The following is an 18,046-nucleotide window of genomic DNA, read 5'->3' on the forward strand; positions in this document are numbered from 1 at the left end:
CGCTCAGAGCCGGCCGGCGCGCCGCGCCAGGAACTCGGACACCCGTGCCAGGCCCGCCTCGAGGATGGCCGGCGTATTGGCATAGCCGATCCGGACATGGCCCTCCATCGCCATGGCCGAGCCGGGCGTGAACAGCACGCCGGTCTCCTCCAGCAGGGCGATGCAGAAATCCCGCGAGGGCATGGGAAGATCGTATTTCAGGAGCGCCGTCGTGCCCGAGCGCGGGCGCACCCAGGCGATCGCCGGCTCGCGCGCCACCCAGTCCGCCAGGATGGCAAGGTTGCCGCGGGTGATCGCCCGGCTGCGCGCCAGCACCCTGTCGCGGTTCTCCAGGGCGAGGGTGGCGAAGAAGTCGTCGATCATGCCGACCGAGATGGTGTTGTAGTCGCGGTGCCGCAGCACCGCCTCGACCATGGCCCGCGGGCCGACGGCCCAGCCGAGCCGGAGGCCGGCGAGGGAGAAGGCCTTCGACATGCCGGCGGTGCTGATGCCCTTCTCGTAGATGTCGGCGATCGAGGCGGTCATGCCCTCCCCGTCCTGGTCGGTGCCGCGATAGACTTCGTCGCAGAGGATCCAGGCCTCGCGCTTCCGCGCGATCGCGGCGATCTCTTCCAGCATGGTCCGGTCCATCAGCGCGCCGGTCGGATTGTTCGGGTTGTTGATGGCGATCAGCCGCGTGCCCGGCCCGGCGAGATCGCGCAGCTCGGCGAGGTCGGGCAGGAAGCCGTTCTCCTCGCGCAGGCGAAGGAGCACGACCTCGGCGCCGATGCTCTCGGGAATGGAATAGTGCTGCTGATAGGTCGGCACGATGCAGACCACCCGGTCGCCGCGCGAGACCAGCGCCTGGTGCACCAGGGCGTTGGCGCCGATGGTGCCGTGCGCCACGACGACGTTGTCGCGCCGCTGCCGATGGTAGAGGCCGGCGATGGCATCGCGCAGCCGGTCCGAGCCCTCGATCGCGCCATAGGTGAGCTTCATCGGCAGGAGCTCGGCGAGATCGGCATGATTGCGGCCGGCGAGGGCGAGGAGCTCGGCGACGGTCAGGCTCTCGACGCAGGTCTCGGCGAGGTTGAGCTCGCACCGCGTCTCGAATTCGTTCATCCAGATCTCGACGCCGAACGGGGCGATGTGCATGCCGGTCTCCACAGGGCTGGCGCGGGCCGGCCCTGTTTGAGCACGTTCCGCGCGGCGACGCATCTGCGGCGTCGCGATGCCCCGGCCGACGGGCGCTCACGCTCCCTGCCGGATCTGCTCCTTGAAGAAGCGCCGCGTCTCTTCGGCGATGACCTCCTTGTCGAAGTCGATGGTGGCGACGTGATAGGAATTGTCGAGCACGAGCTGGCGTCGGTCCTTCGCGCCGATCCCGATCAGGATGTCGCGCGCATTGGCCGGTGGCACGACATGGTCCTCGGGCGAGACCATGACCAGCGTCGGGCAGACGACCCTTGAGAGGAGATCGCGGGTGACGTTCATCAGCGCGTAGATCTCCTTGATGGTCGGCACCGGGATCTCGCGATAGGCGACCTCGACCACCCCGGGGTCCTTCACGTCGTTGCCGACGCCGACGACGTAGTCCGGCGCGTCCTCGGCATAGGCGAGCGCCGCCAGGTCCGGCCCGCCGAAATAGAGGCAGGCGTTGATCGGCACCGCCGCCTTGATCCGGTCGGCATGCCGGGCAGCCATGTAGAGGGTGAGGCAGCCGCCCATGGAGAGGCCGGCCATGAAGATGGTGCTGCACCGCTCGCTCAATCGATCGAGGCCGTGCTCGAGCGAGCGGATCCAGTCCGCCGCCGTGGACCTGGCCATGGCGGCCGGCGTGTCGCCATGGCCTGCGAGCCGCGGCGCGTGGACGGTCCAGCCCTCGGTGCGGTGGAGATGGTCGCCGAGGAAGCGCATGCCCGAGGTGGTGCCGGTATAGCCGTGCGACAGGAGCACGCCGATCTCGCTTCCTTCGAGCGTGAAGGGCTGGCCGCCCGCACGGTAGTCTTCGGGTGTCATGGGGGCCTGCCTCCCGGTTCGGATGGATTCAGCGTGTCTTGATGCCGTGGATGACGGCGGCGACGGCGATGACCGCGCCCTGGACGATCAGCTTGCCCGGCTCCTGGATGCCGAACACCGTCATCAGGGTCGACAGGAGCGCGAAGGCGACGACGCCGACGAAGGGACCGGCCACGCCGCCGCGCCCGCTGCCGAAGGTGACGCCGCCGAGGATGGTGGCGGCGATCGAGTTCATCATGAGCTCGGGCCCGAACTTGACGCTGCCGATGCCGAGCGCCGCGGTGAACAGCACCGCGCCGGCCGCGGTCAGCAAGCCCGACAGGGCGTGGGTGACGACGACGACGCGCGGCAGTGGCAGGCCGGAAAGCTCGGCCGCCCGCGGGTTGGAGCCGATGGCGGCGATGAAGCGGCCATAGATCAGGTAGCGCAGCAGCAGGGCGACCAGGATCGCCGCCGCCAGCCAGAGCAGGACCGGCACCGGCACGATATCGATATGGGCGTTGGAGATGGCGCGCAGCTCCACCGGCACCTTGCCCGGCGGCCGGCCGCTGGCCAGGAACAGCACCAGGCCGGTCAGGATGATCGAGACCGCCAGCGTGACGATCACGGCGGAGGCGCGGACGACGGCGACCAGCACGCCGTTGACGAGCCCGACCACGAAGCCGATCGCCAGCGGGACCAGGATCAGCACCGCCGGCGGGCAGTCCGACAGCATGCCGGCGGTGATGACATAGTTGGTGAGGATGAAGATGCCGCCGATCGAAAGGTCGATCGAGCGCACGCGCATCACCAGCGACTGGCCGAGCACGGCAAAGCCCAGCGGGGCAGCCTGCCGGATGAAGGTGAGCAGCACCTGCGGCTTCATCAGGTTCGGGTTGGCCGCGGCCAGCGCGACGAGGACGACGACGAGGACGATGTAGGACGGCGGAACGGCGAGGATGCGCCGGCCCCAGCGCCGTGGCGGCAGCGGGCTCGGCTCCGCGGAGGCTTCGGTCATCGCGCTCATCTCAAAGCCCGATCGTCCTGCGCCGCTGGATGCAGACCACGGCGAGCAGCAGCGCGCCCTTGATCACCGTCTGCAGGAAGGCGGAGACGTTCATGAGGTTCATGCCGTTGCCGATGACGCCGACGATCACGGCGCCGAGCATGGTGCCGACGAGGCTGCCCACGCCGCCGGACAGCGAGGTGCCCCCGAGCGCCACGGCCGTGATGGAATCGATGCCGAACACGGTGCCGACATTGGCGTCGCCCGAGGCGATGCGGCCGGCCAGGAAGACGCCGGCGCCGGCGGCGAAGAGCGAGGAGAGCATGTAGGCCAGGACGATGTCGCGCCGCACCGGGACGCCGTTGAGACCGGCGCTCGCCTGGTCGCCGCCGAGGGCGAAGAGGTGGAGCCCGAAGCGCGTGCGGTAGAGCAGCACGGCCGCCAGGCCGGAGAAGGCGACGATCCAAAGGATGGCGGCATGGACGCCGAGGATGTCGTCCGCCACCGCCAGCGAGACCCATGCCGGCGGGGTGCCGCCGGGGACGGGGCGGACCAGCAGCGCTGCGCCCTGCACCATGCTCATCGAGGCGAGCGTCATGATGATCGGATGCACGTTGAGCCAGGCGACGCCGATGCCGTTGACGGCCCCGACGGCTGCCGCGACGGCAAGGACGAGCAGGACCACCGCCCAGGACGGCAGGTCGAGCACGAGCAAGCCGGTGGTCAGGCTGATCAGCGCGCCGACCGAGAGGTCGAGGCCGCCGGCGATGATGACGAAGGTCTGGCCGACCGCGCTGATCAGCAGCGGCGCGACCTGCGCCGCGACATTGGAGAGGTTGCCGGCCGTCACGAACAGCGGCGCCGACAGCGAGACGACCGCCACGACCACGACGAGGAAGCCGAGGACCAGGTACCACGGCCCGGCGCGGGAATTCCTCTGCGCCGGCAGGATCGCGGAGAGAAAGATCATGGCCGGCTCCTCATGCCGCCTGCCGCGAGCCGATGGCGGCGTGCAGGATCCGGTGCTCGGTCGCCTCCGCCGCCGGCATCTCGGCGACGACGCCGCCGCCGTGCACCACCAGCAGCCGGTCGCACAGGCCGATCAGCTCCGGCATCTCGCGCGACAGCACCAGCACGGCGCCGCCGTCCCGGGTAAAGCCGCGCAGCAGCTTGTAGACCTCGCTCTTGGCGCCGACGTCGACCCCGCGGGTCGGCTCCTCGACCACGAGCAGGTCCGCCCCCGAGGACAGCCAGCGGCCGATCAGCACCTTCTGCTGGTTGCCGCCGGAGAGGGCGCCGACCAGCACCTGGGTGCTGCGCGCCCGCACGTTCATCCGGCGCATCATCGATTCGATCGCGGCGCGCGTATCGGGCGCGCGGGCCCAGAACGGGCGGCCGGTCTGCACCCCGAGCGCCACGTTCTCGGCGATGCCGAGGTCGAGGAACAGGCCCTCGCCCTTGCGGTCCTCCGGCACGAAGCCGATGCCCTGCGCCAGGGCGGCGGCGACCGAGGCGTCGGCGGGCAGGTCGACGGCGCCGCCCCGCCGGTCGAACTTGGCGATGCGTCCCGAGCGGCGCGGGATGATGCCGGCAATGGCGCGGGCGATGTCGCGCTGGCCCTGGCCCTCGAGGCCGGCGAGGCCGACGATCTCGCCGCGAGCCAAGGTGAAGCCGACGGGCCGGCCCTGGGCGCCGGCGACGAGCGCCTCGACGGCGAGGCAGGGCGGCCCGGGCTCCCGCCCCCGCCCGGGATAGAAGTCGGACAGCTCTCGGCCGACCATCAGGGCGACGAGCCCGTGCTCGTCGATGGCGGCCGTCGACCGGGTGGCGACGTGCCGGCCATCCTTGAGGACCGTGACCGTGTCGCACATGTCGAAGATCTCCCGCAGCCGGTGCGAGATGTAGAGGATGGTCTTGCCCGCGGCCCGCAGCCCAAGGATGACGCGACGCAGCTTGTCGACATCGGCCGTGTTGAGCGCCGCCGTCGGTTCGTCGAAGATGAAGACCCGGGCATCGGCGGAGATGCCCTTGGCGATCTCGACCATCTGCTGCTCGGCGACGGTGAGATGGCGCACCAGCCCGTCGGGATCGAGCGCGCAGCCCAGCCGCGCCAGGGCGGCGCGCGCGCCCTCGCGCAGGGCACGGGCGTCGACTCCGCCCCAGCGCCCCCGCGGCTCGCGGCCGAGGAAGATGCTTTCCGCCACCGTCAGGTTGGGGATCAGGGTGAACTCCTGGAACACCGTGGAGACGCCGGCGCGCACGGCATCGGCCGGCGCGTGGAAATCCACCCTTTGTCCGGAGAGCCGCACCTCGCCGGCATCGGCGCGCACCACCCCGGCGAGGATCTTCATCAGCGTCGACTTGCCGGCGCCGTTCTCGCCGGTGACGGCATGGACCGAGCCGGCGGCGACGGCGAGGGAGACCCTGTCGAGGGCCTGCGTCCCGGCAAAGCTGCGGGATACGCCGGCGATATCGATCATGCTCGTGGTCATCTGGCCCCTCCCCGCGAACCGGGCAGGACGCGCGACAGCCCGCGCGCCCTGCGCGCCGGCTATTTCTTCACGCCGTAGTATTCCTGCTTCTTCTCGTCCGAGAGCGCGGTCGGGAACCAGTAGGCGTCGGAAAGGTCGTCGCGGATATACTGGTTGCGCTTGTCGACCGTGATCGGCTCGGGGTTGTAGACGTAGCGCTTGTAGAGTTGCTTGCCTTCCAGCAGCGCCACCGCCGCGCGCACGCCGGCCGCGCCTTGCTCCGGCCCGTATTCGGGCGCGATCGAGGTCAGGTCCTTGTCGCGCCAGAGCTTGAAGAAGCCGTTGTTGCCCTCGCCGGTGATCGGCGGAATCTTCGCGCCGTACTGCTCGAAGACGTCGACGCAGGCGCGCGCCATGTCGGCGCCCGAGGACCAGATGCCCTGCACGTCGGGATTGTTGAGATAGAAGGTCTCGCAGAGCTTCTTGCCGCCGTCATATTCCCAGTTGCCGTAGTCCTCGGCGGCGATCTTGATGTCGGTGCCCTTCAGCGCCTCGACCAGGCCCTTGTAGCGGTTGATGTCCTCGGGATGGGACGGCACGCCGCGCAGCACCCAGATGCTGCCCTTGCCACCGAGCTGCCTGACCAGGAAGTCGCCCATCACCTTGCCGAAATAGACGCCGCCGCCCTGCAGATCGACGGTATAGGCGTCGGTCTCGGTGAGGCCGGTGTGGACGATCACCGGAATGCCCGCCGCCACCGCCTTCCTGATGCCGGCATCGGCCGAGGTCGGGGTCAGCGGCGTCACGATCAGCGCGTCGACATGCTGGGCGATCAGGTCCTCGATGTCGGCGACCTGCTTGGTCTGGCTGAGATCGGCGTTGCGGAACAGGAACTGGCCGATGCTCGGGTTGCGTGCAGCCTCGGCCTCCGCGTCGTGGGCCATCTGGATCGTCCAGGTGTTGCTGAGGCCGAAATGGCTCATGCCGATCTTCCAGGGCGGCGCCTTCTTGAAGGCATCCGGCTTGGTCAGCGGATTGTCTCCCTCGCGCGGCACCACGCCGTTCATCAGGTGCACGTCCTCGGCAAAGGCGGCCGGGCCGCCGAACAGGACGCATGCCGCGAGCACGGCCCGGCACGCCATCTTGGCAAGTGGCTGCATCGATTTCCCTCCCTTTTTTGCACAAGCCTCTCCCGCCGCCCGAAGCGGGCGGTACGGCTTGTCCGGTTCTTTTGCGTTCCGCGTCCGCGGTGGCGGACGACGACCCCTCCCGCGCAGCTGCAGGCGGCCTTGCCCGGCCGGCGCTGCGCCGCTCCTGCCCGTGCCGCGTTCCGGCGGCCCGTTGCCACCTAGAATGATCGAGCCGATGCGCCTGTCAATAGTTATTCATGTTGAATGATTATTTCTCCGGCGCTTGCCCGGCCCGTCCGGCCTTGGCATGCTCACGGTGCCGCGCGCCGGGCTCGACCCCGACGCGTCCGAGAGGCGGGGAACGACCAGGACTCGACAGCATGCGCTCGGTACTTTGCTACGGCGACTCCAACACCCACGGGCAGATCCCGGGCAAAGGACCGCTCGACCGCTACGGCCCGGCCGTGCGCTGGCCGGGCGTGCTGCGCGCCCAGCTCGGCCCGGGCTGGTACGTCGTCGAGGAAGGTCTCAGCGGTCGCACCACGGTGCACGACGACCCGATCGAGGGCGCGCACAAGAACGGCCGGACCTATCTGCGCCCCTGCCTGCAGAGCCACGCCACGCTCGACCTCGTCATCATCATGCTCGGCACCAACGACCTGAAGATCCGCTTCAACAAGCCGCCGTCCGAGGTGGCGATGGGCATGGGCTGCCTCGTCCACGACATCAAGGAACTGGCGCCGGGGCCGGGCGGCACCATGCCGGAGATCATGCTCGTCGCGCCACCGCCGATGCTCGACGACATCAAGGAATGGGAATCGATCTTCTCGGGCGCGCAGGCCAAATCGCACCGGCTGGCGCTGGAGTTCGAGATCATCGCGGATTCGCTGGAGGTGCACTTCTTCGACGCCGGCCAGGTCGCCCGCTGCAGCGAGGCGGACGGCTTCCATCTCGACGCCGCGGCGCACGACGCGCTCGGCCGGGCGCTGGCCCGGGAGGTCGAAGCAATCGGCTGGTCGCATGAGAAGGGCTGAGCCGACAGCGGGCGGAGCCGTGCCCGCGACGGAGCCCGGCTGCGGCCGGGGCAGGCAGCGCGGCGGTCGAGGGCTTGCCCGTGCCTGACATGCGCTTTGCGCCACCCAACCCGCTGCGGATCGCCGACCGGGCGAGCGGGCTCAATGCCTTGAGCGTGCGCAGCTACAACGAGAGGCTCGTCCTCTCCCTGCTGTTGCAGAACCAGGACATCTCGCGGATGGAGATCGGCGAACGCACGGGCCTGTCGGCCCAGGCGGTCTCCGTCATCGTCCGCTCGCTCGAGCAGGAGGGCCTGGTCGCCAAGGGCGAGGCCCAGCGCGGACGCGTCGGGCCGCCGACCTTTCCCGTGTCGCTCAACCCCGGCGGCGCCTATGCGGTCGGCGTCAGCTTCGGCTTCCGCAGAACCGAGGTCGTGCTGATCGACTTCGTCGGCCGGCTCCGGTTCCAGACGGTGCTCGCGTCGACCCTGCTGGACGCCTGCGACGACGGCACAGCGTTGCTCGGCGCCGTCACGCAAGCGGCCGCCGCCCTGCCGCCCGACCTGCGGGGGCGCATCGCCGGGATCGGGCTGGCGATCCCCGAGGGCCAGGCGCCCGCCGATGCCTCGACGAACGGCGGCACGGGCCTCGCCGAGCTGCGCCGCCGCATCGAGCAGGCGCTGGGCCTGCCGGTCTTCGTCCAGAACGACATCACCGCGGCGGCGGGGGCCGAGAGCCTGTTCGGCGTGGCAAGATCGCTGAACGACTATCTCTTCTTCTATCTCGGCGCCCGCCTGCACAGCCGCCTGATCCTCAATCACCAGATCTATCACGGCAATTCGGGCCTGAGCTTCGAGGTCGGCGTCCTCAACCTCGAGCGCGAGCTCGCGCGCGCCGGCGGCCCGACGGACACGCTCTGGGAGCGCGCGTCGGACTGGCCGGACCTCGGCAGCGTCTTCGAGGCCTGGCGCGAGAGCTGCACGGAGCGGCTGCGTCAGTCGATCGCCGCCCTGTCGCAGTTCGTCGAGGTCCGGACCATCGTCCTGTCCTCGTTCATTCCGGCCGCGGTCTGTCGGCTGCTCTGCGACGACCTGAAGCAGGCGCTGCCTGACATCGAGGCTCTGGCCAGCAGCGTCGGCAACCGGCCCAAGGCTGTCGGCGCGGCCAGCCTGCCTTTCAGCTCGCGCTTCATGGTGGAGTGAGACGTCAGTGGCAGCCCTCCGGGTACGCTTTCTTCACGCTCTCCTGGCAGACTCACCGGGCATCCCGCCGCGAAACCCGTTGCGGCGGGGCCGTGTTCCGGCTCGCGTCATCGTGGCGCGGGCGGTCGAAGAGTCCCATGTCGAGCGCCGAGTCCCCGCCCCCGAACGTCCCCCTGGTTCTCGCCGAGGACGGGCTGGATTTCGTGGTGGGCCAGGACAAGGCCGGCCGCTGGCTGGCGCTGGAGATCCATGGCCGCGCCGGCGGCATCTTCGCCAGCCGTGACGCCGCCCTGCACTACGCGCTGATGGAGACCGGCCACAGGCCGGAGGCGGTTCGTCTCGCCACCGATCCCGTCGAGCTGCAGATCTGAGGGCGCCGACAGGCGATCGCCGCCGCTCAGTCGAACACGCGCACGAGCTGGTCGAGGTCGATCCCTTCCTTGGCCGCGCGCAGCTCGTAATAGACGACGGTGACGAGAACCGAGCCGAGGGCGCCCCACACCGCGCCGAGCCCGTAGCTCGCCCAGATCGCCGCCATGCCGCCGCCGATGGCGGCGGCAACCAGACGCAGCACCAACCCCGCCACCCACGCACCGACGATGAAGATCAGGAACAGCACGAAGATCTTCAGGCGGGCGCCCCTGGTCAGCTCGGCGCTGCGTCCCAGGCTCCGGATCGGACCGAGCCGCTCGACGACGCAGGCCGGCACCGTGACGCACCAGAAGATCGCGAGGATGAAGAACGGAATGACGAAAACCAGAAAGCCGAGCATCAGCCCGAGGGCCGAGAGCACCGCCGCCCCGATCAGCGGCAAGACCCGCCCGAGGCATTTCTCCAGCGATTCGGCGAGGGTGAAGCGCTGCCCGCGCATCTCCTGGAACGCGCCGTAGACGCTGGCGCCTTGCGCGAGGAAGTAGAGGAAGAATTGCAGGAGGCCGGCAAGCAGCCAGACGTACCAGGGCACCGACCTCGGATCCGCCACGACAAGGCCGGGCAGCAGGACAGGCAGGGCCGGAACCGCCGCCAGGGCGATGAACCGCCCCGCCCCGCTCTTGAACACGTCCGTGGTCCGCGCCAGCACCGCGCCGATGCTGAACTCGCGCGACGCGCTGCCGCGATAGGCCATATCGGTCATGGTCCCTCGATGTCCGAGCCGGACTTGGCGAATGTCGCCGGGATCGAAAGAAAGGTGCGAACCCGCCGATCCAACACCATCCCCCGATCTTGTCAATGACCTTGGGGAATGCCTCGCGCGGCCAGACCGGCGTGACCTGAGGCGATCCGCCGGGACATCGGCCGGCCGGTGCGGGAGGGAGCGGCGATCAGCCGCGCGTTGCCGCCGGGGCTGCGGCGGGCCCCGCATCGCGGCCGTCCCTGAAGGCTTGGCGGTCGAGCGCCAGGGCCAGGGTCGCCGCGACGATGTCGACAAGCGTGTCCGGCTCCTTCGGACGTTCGTCGGGGTCGAAGGCGAGCCCGATCACGGCGCGCCGGCCCTGCGCCGTCGCCACGGGCCAGAAGTCGAAGCGCGAGGCGTCGGCCGGATAGACCCCGGCGCGAACGACCGTCGCCGCGGCCGACCGGGCAGCCTCGACCTCGGCCTCCTGGAGATCGGCTCCGCCGGCCGTCTCGACGCCGAGCACGGCATCGTCCTTCAGCAGCATCGCCACGGCCGGAACCCGGAAGAGCGCCGCAAGGCTCCGCGCGGTGACGGCCGCGATCGCCTTCGCATCCTCCGCCACCCGGACGTCCCGGCCGTAGGCCTGCAGCACGCTCGCCTGCCGGCCTCGCAGCGCCGCCTCCAGCGCCCGGCGCCGGGAGGTCGAGGCGACGGCGCTGGCGATGCATCCGACGACGAAGAGCAGGCCGATGGCCCAGATGTTGGCGGGGTCGTCGACGCGCAGCGTGTAGCGCGGCTCGGTCAGGAAGAAATTATAGGCGAGGGCCCCGAGGACGGCCGAGCACAGGGAGGGGCCGAGGCCGAAGCCGACCGCCGCGACGATCACCGGCAGGACGAAGACCAGGGAGAGGTTCGGGATCGTCACCTCGCCGTCGATGGCGACGGCGAGGATCGTCGCGACGGCGGTCATCCCGACCGCCGCCAGATAGCCGAACACGGCCGGCACCTCAGAGGGCGGCGCGGCGACCGGCGCGCGGGCTGCGTCCCCCTGCAATCTCGTTTCGACACTGGCCATGGCTCCAACTCCTGCCGACACCGGGCCGTCCTGCGTGGCGCAGCCGCCGGCCGGGGACGATCGCGCAGGCCCCCGGGCGGCCGCGGCAGCGCAGGCGGGACGATCATAGTCCCCTCCGCCACCCGCTGTCGCGCGCATGACGTGCACACCATGTGCACCCCGCACGCACATGGGCGGACGCCCATAAAGGCTCCATGGGGGCACCGGCCGAAAGACATAAAAATTCCATAGGCAGGTCCGCGCGGACGCCGCCGGGGGCATTTTTTGATGGTTTCTTGATGCGAAGGCTTCGCATTCCGCCTCGAAACCCTATGCCGCGCCGATCATGTTCCGGCTGCGGCGCACACCCCGCGCCGTGAACGATCGAAGCCTGCGATGTCCAACATCAGGACCTTGAAGTCGAGTTCCCCTGCCTCCGGCGCCACCGACCGGCCGGACTTCCTCGTCGGCCAGGACAGCGCCGGCCATTGGCTCGCGCTTGAGACCCACGGCCTCGCCGGCGGCATCTTTCGCAGCAGGGACGCGGCCCTGCACTACGCCATGCTGGAAACCAGCCACCGGCCCGAGGCGGTCCACCTCACCGCCGACCGGGTGGAGCTGCGCATCTGATGCGCACCCGCGAGCCAAGGACGATTCCGATGCTGCAAGGAAGCCTCACGCTGCTCGTCACGCCGTTCCGCGGAGCGGATGTCGACGAGAGCGCCTTCGAGTCCCTCGTCGCCTGGCAGGCGGCGGAGGGTGCCGACGGCCTCGTCACCGGCACTCTGGCCGGCGAAGGCCCGACCCTCGCCCCGCACGAGCGCGACCGCCTGGTGCGGATGGCGGTCGCCGCCGCCGGTGGCCTGCCGGTGGTCGCGGCCACCGGGACGAACGCCACCGCGACGACGATCGCGGCGACGCGTGCCGCCCGCGCGGCCGGCGCCGCGGCGGCGCTGATCGTCGCGCCCTTCTACAGCAGGCCGACCCAGGAGGGCCTGTTCCGCCATTTCGAGGCGGTGGCCCGCGCCGTCGACCTGCCGATCGTCATCGGCAACGCCCCGGGGCGCACCGCGGTCGAGATCGAGCCGGCGACGCTGGAGCGCCTCCTGGCGATTCCCGCCTTCGTCGGCCTCGCCGACGAGACCACGGACGCCTATCGGCGCGCCGCCAACGCGCTGATCGCCGGCGGGCGTGCGGTGCGGCTCGCGGCCGGCGAGTTCGCCGCCGAGATCCCCGGCCTGCCGCCGGCGGAAGGCTGCCTGTCGCTCGCGGCCAATGTCGCGCCGGGCCTGTGCGCCGCGTTCCTGCGCGCGCGTGCGGTGACGGACCCGCACGGCCTGCCGCTGATCGGCGACCGGCTGCTGACGCTGTGCCGGGCGCTCGACGGCGATCCCGAACCGGCCGCGGCCAAATATGCGGTGTCGCTGCTGCGCCCGGCGATCGATCCGACGCCGCGCCTGCCGATCGTGCCGGTGACCGCGGCGACGGCCGCGCGGCTGCGCTGCGCCATCGCCGGGCTCACGGCGCTGCCCTTGCACGAGGGCGAAGCCGCACGGCGGGATGCCCGCCAGATGGATCGGATCGTCCGGGGTCCGTAGACCTGCGGCGGGCCCTGACCCGGGACCGACAAGCCATGATCCATCGCCCGCCTCCGCCCTCTCGCCGGCCGCGCCGCCCGAGGGCGGCCGTCCTCTCCTTGGCGGCGCAGCCGCGCCGGGCATGGTGGCCGGAGCTCGCCTTCCTCGCGGCCTGCCTGGCTGCCGGCACTCTGATCCGTCTGATCCTGGCCTGAGGCAGCGGCCGCCCGGCCGGCCTTTATAGGATCTTTATAAAGACCCCTGGCGCCGCGTCTCGATCCTTTATGCGCCGAGTGAAATATCTCGCCCGACCGGAGCCGCGGCCTGCGGCTCCCCGCTTTTCCCGCGCCTGCCCCGCTTGCCGCCGCGGCGCGCTCACCCTGGAGAGACCGACGATGTTCGATTTCCTCATGCTGGCGGGAGGCCTCGCCTTCTTCCTCGTGGCCATCGGCTACGGCGTGCTCTGCGAACGGCTCTGAAAGGCAGTCCCATGACCTTCGACTACGTCCTCGCCGGCGCCGTGACGGCGCTGCTGCTCGTCTACCTCACCTATGCGCTGCTCCGCCCCGAGCGGTTCTGAAAGGCCAGGGCCATGACCGTCATCGGCTGGATCCAGATCCTGATCTTCATCGCGCTCGTCGTCGCCGTGGTCAAACCGCTCGGCGGCTACATGACGCGCATCTTCAACGGCGAGCGGACCTTCCTCTCCGTCCTCCTGCGCCCGGTCGAGCGGCTGTTCTACGCCGTCGCCGGCGTCGACGAGAAGGAGGAGCAGCACTGGCTGACCTACACCGTCGCCATGCTCCTGGTGAACGCCGCCGGGTTCGTGGTGGTCTACCTCCTGCAGCGCCTGCAGGACGTGCTGCCGCTCAATCCCGCTGGCCAGACGCCGGTCGCGCCGGACCTCGCCTTCAACACCGCCATCTCCTTCGTCACCAACACGAACTGGCAGAACTATGGCGGCGAAAGCACCATGTCCTACCTGACGCAGATGGCCGGCCTCACCGTGCAGAACTTCCTGTCGGCGGCCACCGGCATCGTGCTCGCCATCGCCCTGATCCGCGGCTTCGCCCGGGCCTCGGCCAGGACGGTCGGCAATTTCTGGGTCGACCTGACGCGGGTGACGCTCTACGTCCTCCTGCCGATCTGCGTCGTCTTCACGCTGTTCCTGGTCTGGCAGGGCATCCCGCAGACCTTCGGCGCCTATGTCGACGCCACCACGCTGGAGGGCGCCAAGCAGACCCTCGCCCTCGGCCCCGCCGCCTCGCAGGTGGCCATCAAGATGCTGGGCACCAATGGCGGCGGCTTCTTCAACGCCAACGCCGCCCATCCCTTCGAGAACCCGACGGCGCTGTCGAACCTGATCCAGATGGTGTCGATCTTCGCCATCGGCGCGGCGCTGACCAACGTCTTCGGCCGCATGGTCGGCGACCAGCGCCAGGGCTGGGCCATCCTCGCCGCCATGGGCGTGCTGTTCTTCGTCGGCGTGGTGGTCTGCTACTGGGGCGAAGCGGCGGGCAACCCGCTGGTCCATGCCCTCGGCATCGACGGCGGCAACATGGAAGGCAAGGAGGTCCGCTTCGGCCTGCCGATGTCCGCCCTGTTCGCGGTGGTCACGACGGACGCCTCCTGCGGCGCGGTCAACGCCATGCACGACAGCTTCACCGCGCTCGGCGGCATGGTGCCGCTGATCAACATCATGCTCGGCGAGATCATCGTCGGCGGCGTCGGCTCCGGCCTCTACGGCATCCTGCTCTACGTCATCATCGCCCTGTTCGTGGCGGGCCTGATGGTGGGGCGCACGCCGGAATATCTCGGCAAGAAGATCGAGGCGAAGGAGGTCAAGATGACCATGCTCGCCGTGCTCGTCCTGCCGCTGTTCATGCTCGGCCTCACCGCCGTCGCCACGGTGCTGCCCTCGGCGGTCGCCGCGGTCGGCAACAACGGCGCGCACGGCTTCTCCGAGATCCTCTACGCCTATGTCTCGGGCGCCGGCAACAACGGCTCGGCCTTCGGCGGCCTCAGCGCCAACACGCTCTGGTACAACACGACGCTGGGCATCGACATGTTCTTCGGCCGCTTCTTCGTCATCGTCCCGGCGCTCGCCATCGCCGGCGCCATGGCCGCCAAGAAGACCGCGCCGGCCTCGGCCGGCACCTTCCCGACCCATGGCGCGCTGTTCGTCGGCCTGCTCGTCGGCGTCATCCTGATCGTCGGCGGCCTGACCTTCTTCCCTGCCCTCGCCCTGGGCCCGATCGTCGAGCACCTCTCGATGATCGCCGGCCAGTCCTTCTGAGGAGGACATCATGTCCCGCAACACGCCGCGCTGGGTTCGCGCCCTGCCGCACGCCCCCGCGCCCCGCCGGCCGGCTCCCGGCCGCCGGACCGGGCCCCGGCTGTCCGAAATGATCCTGGCGGCCACGGCCGCGGCGCTGCTGATCGCCGCCGCCGCCCGCCTCCTCCTGGTGGTCGCGCCCTAGCACCTCCCCGCTCGCGCGGCGCCCGGCCGCAGGACGGCAACCGCCCTGCCCGGCGCCGCGGCAAAAGGTCCGAGAACCCCCATGTCCCAACACAAGCCCATCAGCCTTCTGGATCCGACGATCCTGGTGCCGGCGATCGGAGCGGCCTTCAAGAAGCTCGATCCGCGTTCATTGGCGCGCAATCCGGTGATGTTCGTCGTCGCCGCGGTCTCGGCGCTGACGACCGTCCTGTTCCTGCGCGATCTCGCCTTCGGCAATGGCGGGCTCGGCTTCTCCTTCCAGATCAATCTCTGGCTCTGGTTCACCGTGCTCTTCGCCAATTTCGCCGAGGCGGTGGCCGAGGGTCGCGGCAAGGCCCAGGCCGATTCCCTGCGCCGCACCCGCACCGAGACCCAGGCCAAGCTGCTGGCCGGCCCGACGGCGGAGCGCACCGCCTACAGGACGGTGCCCGGCACCGGCCTCAAGGTCGGCGACGTGGTCATCGTCGAGGCGGGCGACATCATCCCCTCCGACGGCGAGGTGATCGAGGGCGTCGCCTCGGTGAACGAGGCGGCCATCACAGGCGAATCCGCGCCGGTCATCCGCGAATCCGGCGGCGACCGCTCGGCCGTCACCGGCGGCACCCAGGTGCTGTCCGACTGGATCCGCGTGCGCATCACCGCGGCGGCCGGCTCGACCTTCATCGATCGCATGATCGCCCTGGTCGAGGGCGCCGAGCGCCAGAAGACGCCGAACGAGATCGCGCTCAACATCCTGCTGGCGGGCATGACGATCATCTTCGTCTTCGCCACCGCCACCATCCCGAGCTTCGCCACCTATGCCGGCGGCTCGATCCCGGTCCTCATCCTGGTGGCGCTGTTCGTCACCCTGATCCCGACCACGATCGGCGCGCTGCTCTCGGCCATCGGCATTGCCGGCATGGACCGCCTGGTGCGCTTCAACGTGCTGGCCATGTCCGGCCGCGCGGTGGAGGCGGCCGGCGACGTCGACACGCTGCTCCTCGACAAGACCGGCACCATCACGCTGGGCAACCGCCAGGCGTCCGAGTTCCGGCCGGTGCGCGGCATCAGCGCCCAGGAGCTGGCGGACGCGGCCCAGCTCGCCTCGCTCGCCGACGAGACGCCGGAGGGCCGCTCCATCGTCGTGCTTGCCAAGGAGAAATACGGCATTCGCGGCCGCGACATGGCGACGCTCAACGCCCATTTCGTGCCCTTCACCGCGCAGAGCCGGATGAGCGGCGTCGACATCGAGGGCAGCACCATCCGCAAGGGCGCGGTCGATTCGGTCCTCGCCTTCGTCGGCGCCGCCGCGGCTTCGGCCCGGCCGGCCGGCGCGGTGCAGACGCTGCAGGCCGTCTCCGCCGACACGGTGCGCGAGATCCAGGCGATCGCCGCCGACATCGCCAAGGCCGGCGGCACCCCGCTCGCCGTGGCGCGGGACGGCCGTCTGCTCGGCGTCATCTACCTCAAGGACATCGTCAAGGGCGGCATCCGCGAGCGCTTCGCCGAGCTGCGCCGCATGGGCATCCGCACGGTGATGATCACCGGCGACAACCCGATGACCGCGGCCGCCATCGCCGCCGAGGCCGGCGTCGACGACTTCCTGGCCCAGGCCACGCCCGAGGACAAGCTGAAGCTGATCCGCGACGAGCAGGCCAAGGGCAAGCTGGTGGCCATGTGCGGCGACGGCACCAACGACGCCCCGGCGCTGGCCCAGGCCGATGTCGGCGTCGCCATGAACACCGGCACGGTCGCCGCGCGCGAGGCCGGCAACATGGTCGACCTCGATAGCGACCCGACCAAGCTCATCGAGATCGTCGAGATCGGCAAGCAGCTGCTGATGACCCGCGGCGCGCTCACCACCTTCTCGATCGCCAACGACGTCGCCAAGTATTTCGCCATCATCCCGGCGATGTTCCTGGCCTTCTATCCCCAGCTGCAGGCCCTCAACATCATGAACCTCGGCAGCCCGCAGAGCGCCATCCTGTCGGCGATCATCTTCAACGCGCTGATCATCATCGCGCTGATCCCGCTGTCGCTGAAGGGCGTGAAGTTCCGCGCCGTCGGCGCCGGCGCGCTGCTGCAGCGCAACCTGCTGATCTACGGCCTCGGCGGCATCGTCGTGCCCTTCATCGGCATCAAGGCGATCGACCTCCTGGTCAACGCCATCCACCTGGTCTGAGGTACCATCATGTTGAGACAGCTTCGTCCGGCCCTGGCGATGATCGTCCTGATGACGATCCTGCTCGGCCTCGCCTATCCCTTCGCCATGACCGGCCTCGCCGAGGTCGTCTTCCCCAGCCAGGCGCAGGGCAGCCTGATCGAGAAGGACGGCAAGGTGATCGGCTCGGCCCTGATCGGCCAGGCCTTCACCAGCGACCGCTACTTCCACGGCCGCCCCTCGGCGACCACCGGCCCCGACCCGGCCGACGCCACCAAGACGGTGGCGGCGCCCTACAACGCCGTCAATTCGATGGGCTCGAACCTCGGTCCGACGAGCAAGGCGCTGATCGACCGCGTGAAGGGCGACGCCGACAAGCTGAAGGCGGAAAACCCCGGCGCGCCCGTGCCGATGGACCTGGTGACCACGAGCGGCAGCGGCCTCGACCCGCACATCACGCCCGAGGCCGCCTATTTCCAGGTGCCGCGCGTCGCCAAGGCCCGCAACCTGCCGGAGGACGCGGTCAAGCAGCTCGTCGCCGCCAATGTCGAGGGACGGCTGTTCGGCATCCTCGGCGAGCCGCGTGTGAATGTCCTCGCCCTCAACCTTGCGCTGGATGGCGCCAAGGTCCAGTGAGGTGGGGATTGGGGGCAGAGCTGTCGCATGTCATGTGCACACCTCCTTCCTCCCAGAAGCATAACGTCTGCCGTCATGGGCGGACTTGATCCGGCCATGACGGCCTGCATTGAGGTCGGAGCCTAGATGGCGATCGTGTGTCGCGTGGCGCAGGCGCGGTTTTCCTTCCGGCGACAGCACGGCGCTCCCCGTCAGCGCCGGGTGCCGTTCGTCAGTCGCACGA

Annotated in this window: 19 protein-coding genes; 11 read left to right on the forward strand and 8 right to left on the reverse strand. The window is 70.0% G+C overall.

Translation table 11 applies throughout. The features are described 5' to 3' along the window. Nucleotides 1-3 precede the first annotated feature (3 nt). The 6 genes from QO011_RS19720 to QO011_RS19745 form a co-directional block, all read right to left on the reverse strand. Nucleotides 4-1,134, reverse strand: a complete 1,131-nt coding sequence (locus QO011_RS19720; protein ID WP_307275299.1) for an aminotransferase — start codon at nucleotides 1,132-1,134, stop codon at nucleotides 4-6. 96 nt (nucleotides 1,135-1,230) lie between these two features. Continuing rightward, entirely contained in the window at nucleotides 1,231-1,998 is a 768-nt protein-coding gene (locus QO011_RS19725) for an alpha/beta hydrolase (RefSeq protein ID WP_307275300.1), read from the reverse strand. 28 nt (nucleotides 1,999-2,026) lie between these two features. Next, nucleotides 2,027-2,995, reverse strand: coding sequence for an ABC transporter permease (locus QO011_RS19730; RefSeq protein ID WP_307275301.1), 969 nt, complete (start codon nucleotides 2,993-2,995; stop codon nucleotides 2,027-2,029). A gap of 10 nt (nucleotides 2,996-3,005) precedes the next feature. Continuing rightward, complete coding sequence (locus tag QO011_RS19735; protein WP_307275303.1) at nucleotides 3,006-3,953, reverse strand: ABC transporter permease; 948 nt, start codon at nucleotides 3,951-3,953, stop codon at nucleotides 3,006-3,008. A 10-nt stretch (nucleotides 3,954-3,963) separates the two neighbouring features. Further along, entirely contained in the window at nucleotides 3,964-5,475 is a 1,512-nt protein-coding gene (locus QO011_RS19740) for a sugar ABC transporter ATP-binding protein (protein ID WP_307275306.1), read from the reverse strand. 59 nt (nucleotides 5,476-5,534) lie between these two features. Further along, on the reverse strand, nucleotides 5,535-6,614 hold the full coding sequence (locus QO011_RS19745) for an ABC transporter substrate-binding protein (RefSeq protein ID WP_307275308.1): 1,080 nt from the start codon (nucleotides 6,612-6,614) through the stop codon (nucleotides 5,535-5,537). Between the two features lie 350 nt (nucleotides 6,615-6,964). Here QO011_RS19745 and QO011_RS19750 point away from each other — a divergent pair, with 350 nt between their 5' ends. The 3 genes from QO011_RS19750 (at nucleotide 6,965) to QO011_RS19760 (ending at nucleotide 9,170) form a co-directional block, all read left to right on the forward strand. Continuing rightward, the gene (locus tag QO011_RS19750; protein WP_307275311.1) at nucleotides 6,965-7,618 is read left to right on the forward strand and encodes an SGNH/GDSL hydrolase family protein; all 654 of its coding nucleotides are present in this window, start codon (nucleotides 6,965-6,967) and stop codon (nucleotides 7,616-7,618) included. An 89-nt stretch (nucleotides 7,619-7,707) separates the two neighbouring features. After that, nucleotides 7,708-8,799, forward strand: coding sequence for an ROK family transcriptional regulator (locus tag QO011_RS19755; protein WP_307275624.1), 1,092 nt, complete (start codon nucleotides 7,708-7,710; stop codon nucleotides 8,797-8,799). A 137-nt stretch (nucleotides 8,800-8,936) separates the two neighbouring features. After that, complete coding sequence (locus tag QO011_RS19760; protein ID WP_307275314.1) at nucleotides 8,937-9,170, forward strand: hypothetical protein; 234 nt, start codon at nucleotides 8,937-8,939, stop codon at nucleotides 9,168-9,170. 26 nt (nucleotides 9,171-9,196) lie between these two features. On the opposite strand, the gene QO011_RS19765 is transcribed toward QO011_RS19760, so the two are convergent. Then, complete coding sequence (locus QO011_RS19765) at nucleotides 9,197-9,934, reverse strand: hypothetical protein (RefSeq protein WP_307275316.1); 738 nt, start codon at nucleotides 9,932-9,934, stop codon at nucleotides 9,197-9,199. Nucleotides 9,935-10,121: 187 nt separating this feature from the next. Further along, nucleotides 10,122-10,991, reverse strand: a complete 870-nt coding sequence (locus QO011_RS19770; protein ID WP_307275318.1) for a DUF4118 domain-containing protein — start codon at nucleotides 10,989-10,991, stop codon at nucleotides 10,122-10,124. Between the two features lie 375 nt (nucleotides 10,992-11,366). Between QO011_RS19770 and QO011_RS19775 the strand changes: the two genes are divergently transcribed. The 8 genes from QO011_RS19775 to QO011_RS19810 all read left to right on the forward strand — a co-directional run bounded on the left by QO011_RS19775 (nucleotide 11,367) and on the right by QO011_RS19810 (nucleotide 17,823). Then, nucleotides 11,367-11,600: a hypothetical protein gene (locus QO011_RS19775; RefSeq protein ID WP_307275320.1), complete on the forward strand. Its 234-nt coding sequence runs from the start codon at nucleotides 11,367-11,369 to the stop codon at nucleotides 11,598-11,600. A 29-nt stretch (nucleotides 11,601-11,629) separates the two neighbouring features. Then, entirely contained in the window at nucleotides 11,630-12,568 is a 939-nt protein-coding gene (locus QO011_RS19780) for a dihydrodipicolinate synthase family protein (RefSeq protein WP_307275323.1), read from the forward strand. Nucleotides 12,569-12,831: 263 nt separating this feature from the next. Next, on the forward strand, nucleotides 12,832-13,026 hold the full coding sequence (locus QO011_RS19785; protein ID WP_307275326.1) for a hypothetical protein: 195 nt from the start codon (nucleotides 12,832-12,834) through the stop codon (nucleotides 13,024-13,026). 11 nt (nucleotides 13,027-13,037) lie between these two features. Beyond that, nucleotides 13,038-13,127, forward strand: coding sequence for a K(+)-transporting ATPase subunit F (locus QO011_RS19790; RefSeq protein ID WP_307275329.1), 90 nt, complete (start codon nucleotides 13,038-13,040; stop codon nucleotides 13,125-13,127). A gap of 12 nt (nucleotides 13,128-13,139) precedes the next feature. Beyond that, the gene (gene kdpA, locus QO011_RS19795) at nucleotides 13,140-14,843 is read left to right on the forward strand and encodes a potassium-transporting ATPase subunit KdpA (RefSeq protein ID WP_307275331.1); all 1,704 of its coding nucleotides are present in this window, start codon (nucleotides 13,140-13,142) and stop codon (nucleotides 14,841-14,843) included. Between the two features lie 10 nt (nucleotides 14,844-14,853). Next, the gene (locus QO011_RS19800; protein ID WP_307275334.1) at nucleotides 14,854-15,027 is read left to right on the forward strand and encodes a hypothetical protein; all 174 of its coding nucleotides are present in this window, start codon (nucleotides 14,854-14,856) and stop codon (nucleotides 15,025-15,027) included. Nucleotides 15,028-15,108: 81 nt separating this feature from the next. Continuing rightward, nucleotides 15,109-17,208, forward strand: coding sequence for a potassium-transporting ATPase subunit KdpB (kdpB, locus tag QO011_RS19805; RefSeq protein ID WP_307275336.1), 2,100 nt, complete (start codon nucleotides 15,109-15,111; stop codon nucleotides 17,206-17,208). Between the two features lie 9 nt (nucleotides 17,209-17,217). Then, nucleotides 17,218-17,823: a K(+)-transporting ATPase subunit C gene (locus tag QO011_RS19810; protein WP_307275338.1), complete on the forward strand. Its 606-nt coding sequence runs from the start codon at nucleotides 17,218-17,220 to the stop codon at nucleotides 17,821-17,823. Nucleotides 17,824-18,046 lie beyond the last annotated feature (223 nt).

Source organism: Labrys wisconsinensis, assembly GCF_030814995.1.
In the GTDB taxonomy this organism is placed as follows: Bacteria; Pseudomonadota; Alphaproteobacteria; order Rhizobiales; family Labraceae; genus Labrys; species Labrys wisconsinensis.

What these genes read in the sequence shown, in the direction of transcription:
- QO011_RS19720 (WP_307275299.1), bottom strand. Translation starts at nt 1,134, where the DNA reads ATGCACATCGCCCCGTTCGGCGTCGAGATCTGGATGAACGAATTCGAG.
- QO011_RS19725 (WP_307275300.1), bottom strand. Translation starts at nt 1,998, where the DNA reads ATGACACCCGAAGACTACCGTGCGGGCGGCCAGCCCTTCACGCTCGAA.
- QO011_RS19730 (WP_307275301.1), bottom strand. Translation starts at nt 2,995, where the DNA reads ATGACCGAAGCCTCCGCGGAGCCGAGCCCGCTGCCGCCACGGCGCTGG.
- QO011_RS19735 (WP_307275303.1), bottom strand. Translation starts at nt 3,953, where the DNA reads ATGATCTTTCTCTCCGCGATCCTGCCGGCGCAGAGGAATTCCCGCGCC.
- QO011_RS19740 (WP_307275306.1), bottom strand. Translation starts at nt 5,475, where the DNA reads ATGACCACGAGCATGATCGATATCGCCGGCGTATCCCGCAGCTTTGCC.
- QO011_RS19745 (WP_307275308.1), bottom strand. Translation starts at nt 6,614, where the DNA reads ATGCAGCCACTTGCCAAGATGGCGTGCCGGGCCGTGCTCGCGGCATGC.
- QO011_RS19750 (WP_307275311.1), top strand. Translation starts at nt 6,965, where the DNA reads ATGCGCTCGGTACTTTGCTACGGCGACTCCAACACCCACGGGCAGATC.
- QO011_RS19755 (WP_307275624.1), top strand. Translation starts at nt 7,708, where the DNA reads ATGCGCTTTGCGCCACCCAACCCGCTGCGGATCGCCGACCGGGCGAGC.
- QO011_RS19760 (WP_307275314.1), top strand. Translation starts at nt 8,937, where the DNA reads ATGTCGAGCGCCGAGTCCCCGCCCCCGAACGTCCCCCTGGTTCTCGCC.
- QO011_RS19765 (WP_307275316.1), bottom strand. Translation starts at nt 9,934, where the DNA reads ATGACCGATATGGCCTATCGCGGCAGCGCGTCGCGCGAGTTCAGCATC.
- QO011_RS19770 (WP_307275318.1), bottom strand. Translation starts at nt 10,991, where the DNA reads ATGGCCAGTGTCGAAACGAGATTGCAGGGGGACGCAGCCCGCGCGCCG.
- QO011_RS19775 (WP_307275320.1), top strand. Translation starts at nt 11,367, where the DNA reads ATGTCCAACATCAGGACCTTGAAGTCGAGTTCCCCTGCCTCCGGCGCC.
- QO011_RS19780 (WP_307275323.1), top strand. Translation starts at nt 11,630, where the DNA reads ATGCTGCAAGGAAGCCTCACGCTGCTCGTCACGCCGTTCCGCGGAGCG.
- QO011_RS19785 (WP_307275326.1), top strand. Translation starts at nt 12,832, where the DNA reads ATGCGCCGAGTGAAATATCTCGCCCGACCGGAGCCGCGGCCTGCGGCT.
- QO011_RS19790 (WP_307275329.1), top strand. Translation starts at nt 13,038, where the DNA reads ATGACCTTCGACTACGTCCTCGCCGGCGCCGTGACGGCGCTGCTGCTC.
- kdpA (WP_307275331.1), top strand. Translation starts at nt 13,140, where the DNA reads ATGACCGTCATCGGCTGGATCCAGATCCTGATCTTCATCGCGCTCGTC.
- QO011_RS19800 (WP_307275334.1), top strand. Translation starts at nt 14,854, where the DNA reads ATGTCCCGCAACACGCCGCGCTGGGTTCGCGCCCTGCCGCACGCCCCC.
- kdpB (WP_307275336.1), top strand. Translation starts at nt 15,109, where the DNA reads ATGTCCCAACACAAGCCCATCAGCCTTCTGGATCCGACGATCCTGGTG.
- QO011_RS19810 (WP_307275338.1), top strand. Translation starts at nt 17,218, where the DNA reads ATGTTGAGACAGCTTCGTCCGGCCCTGGCGATGATCGTCCTGATGACG.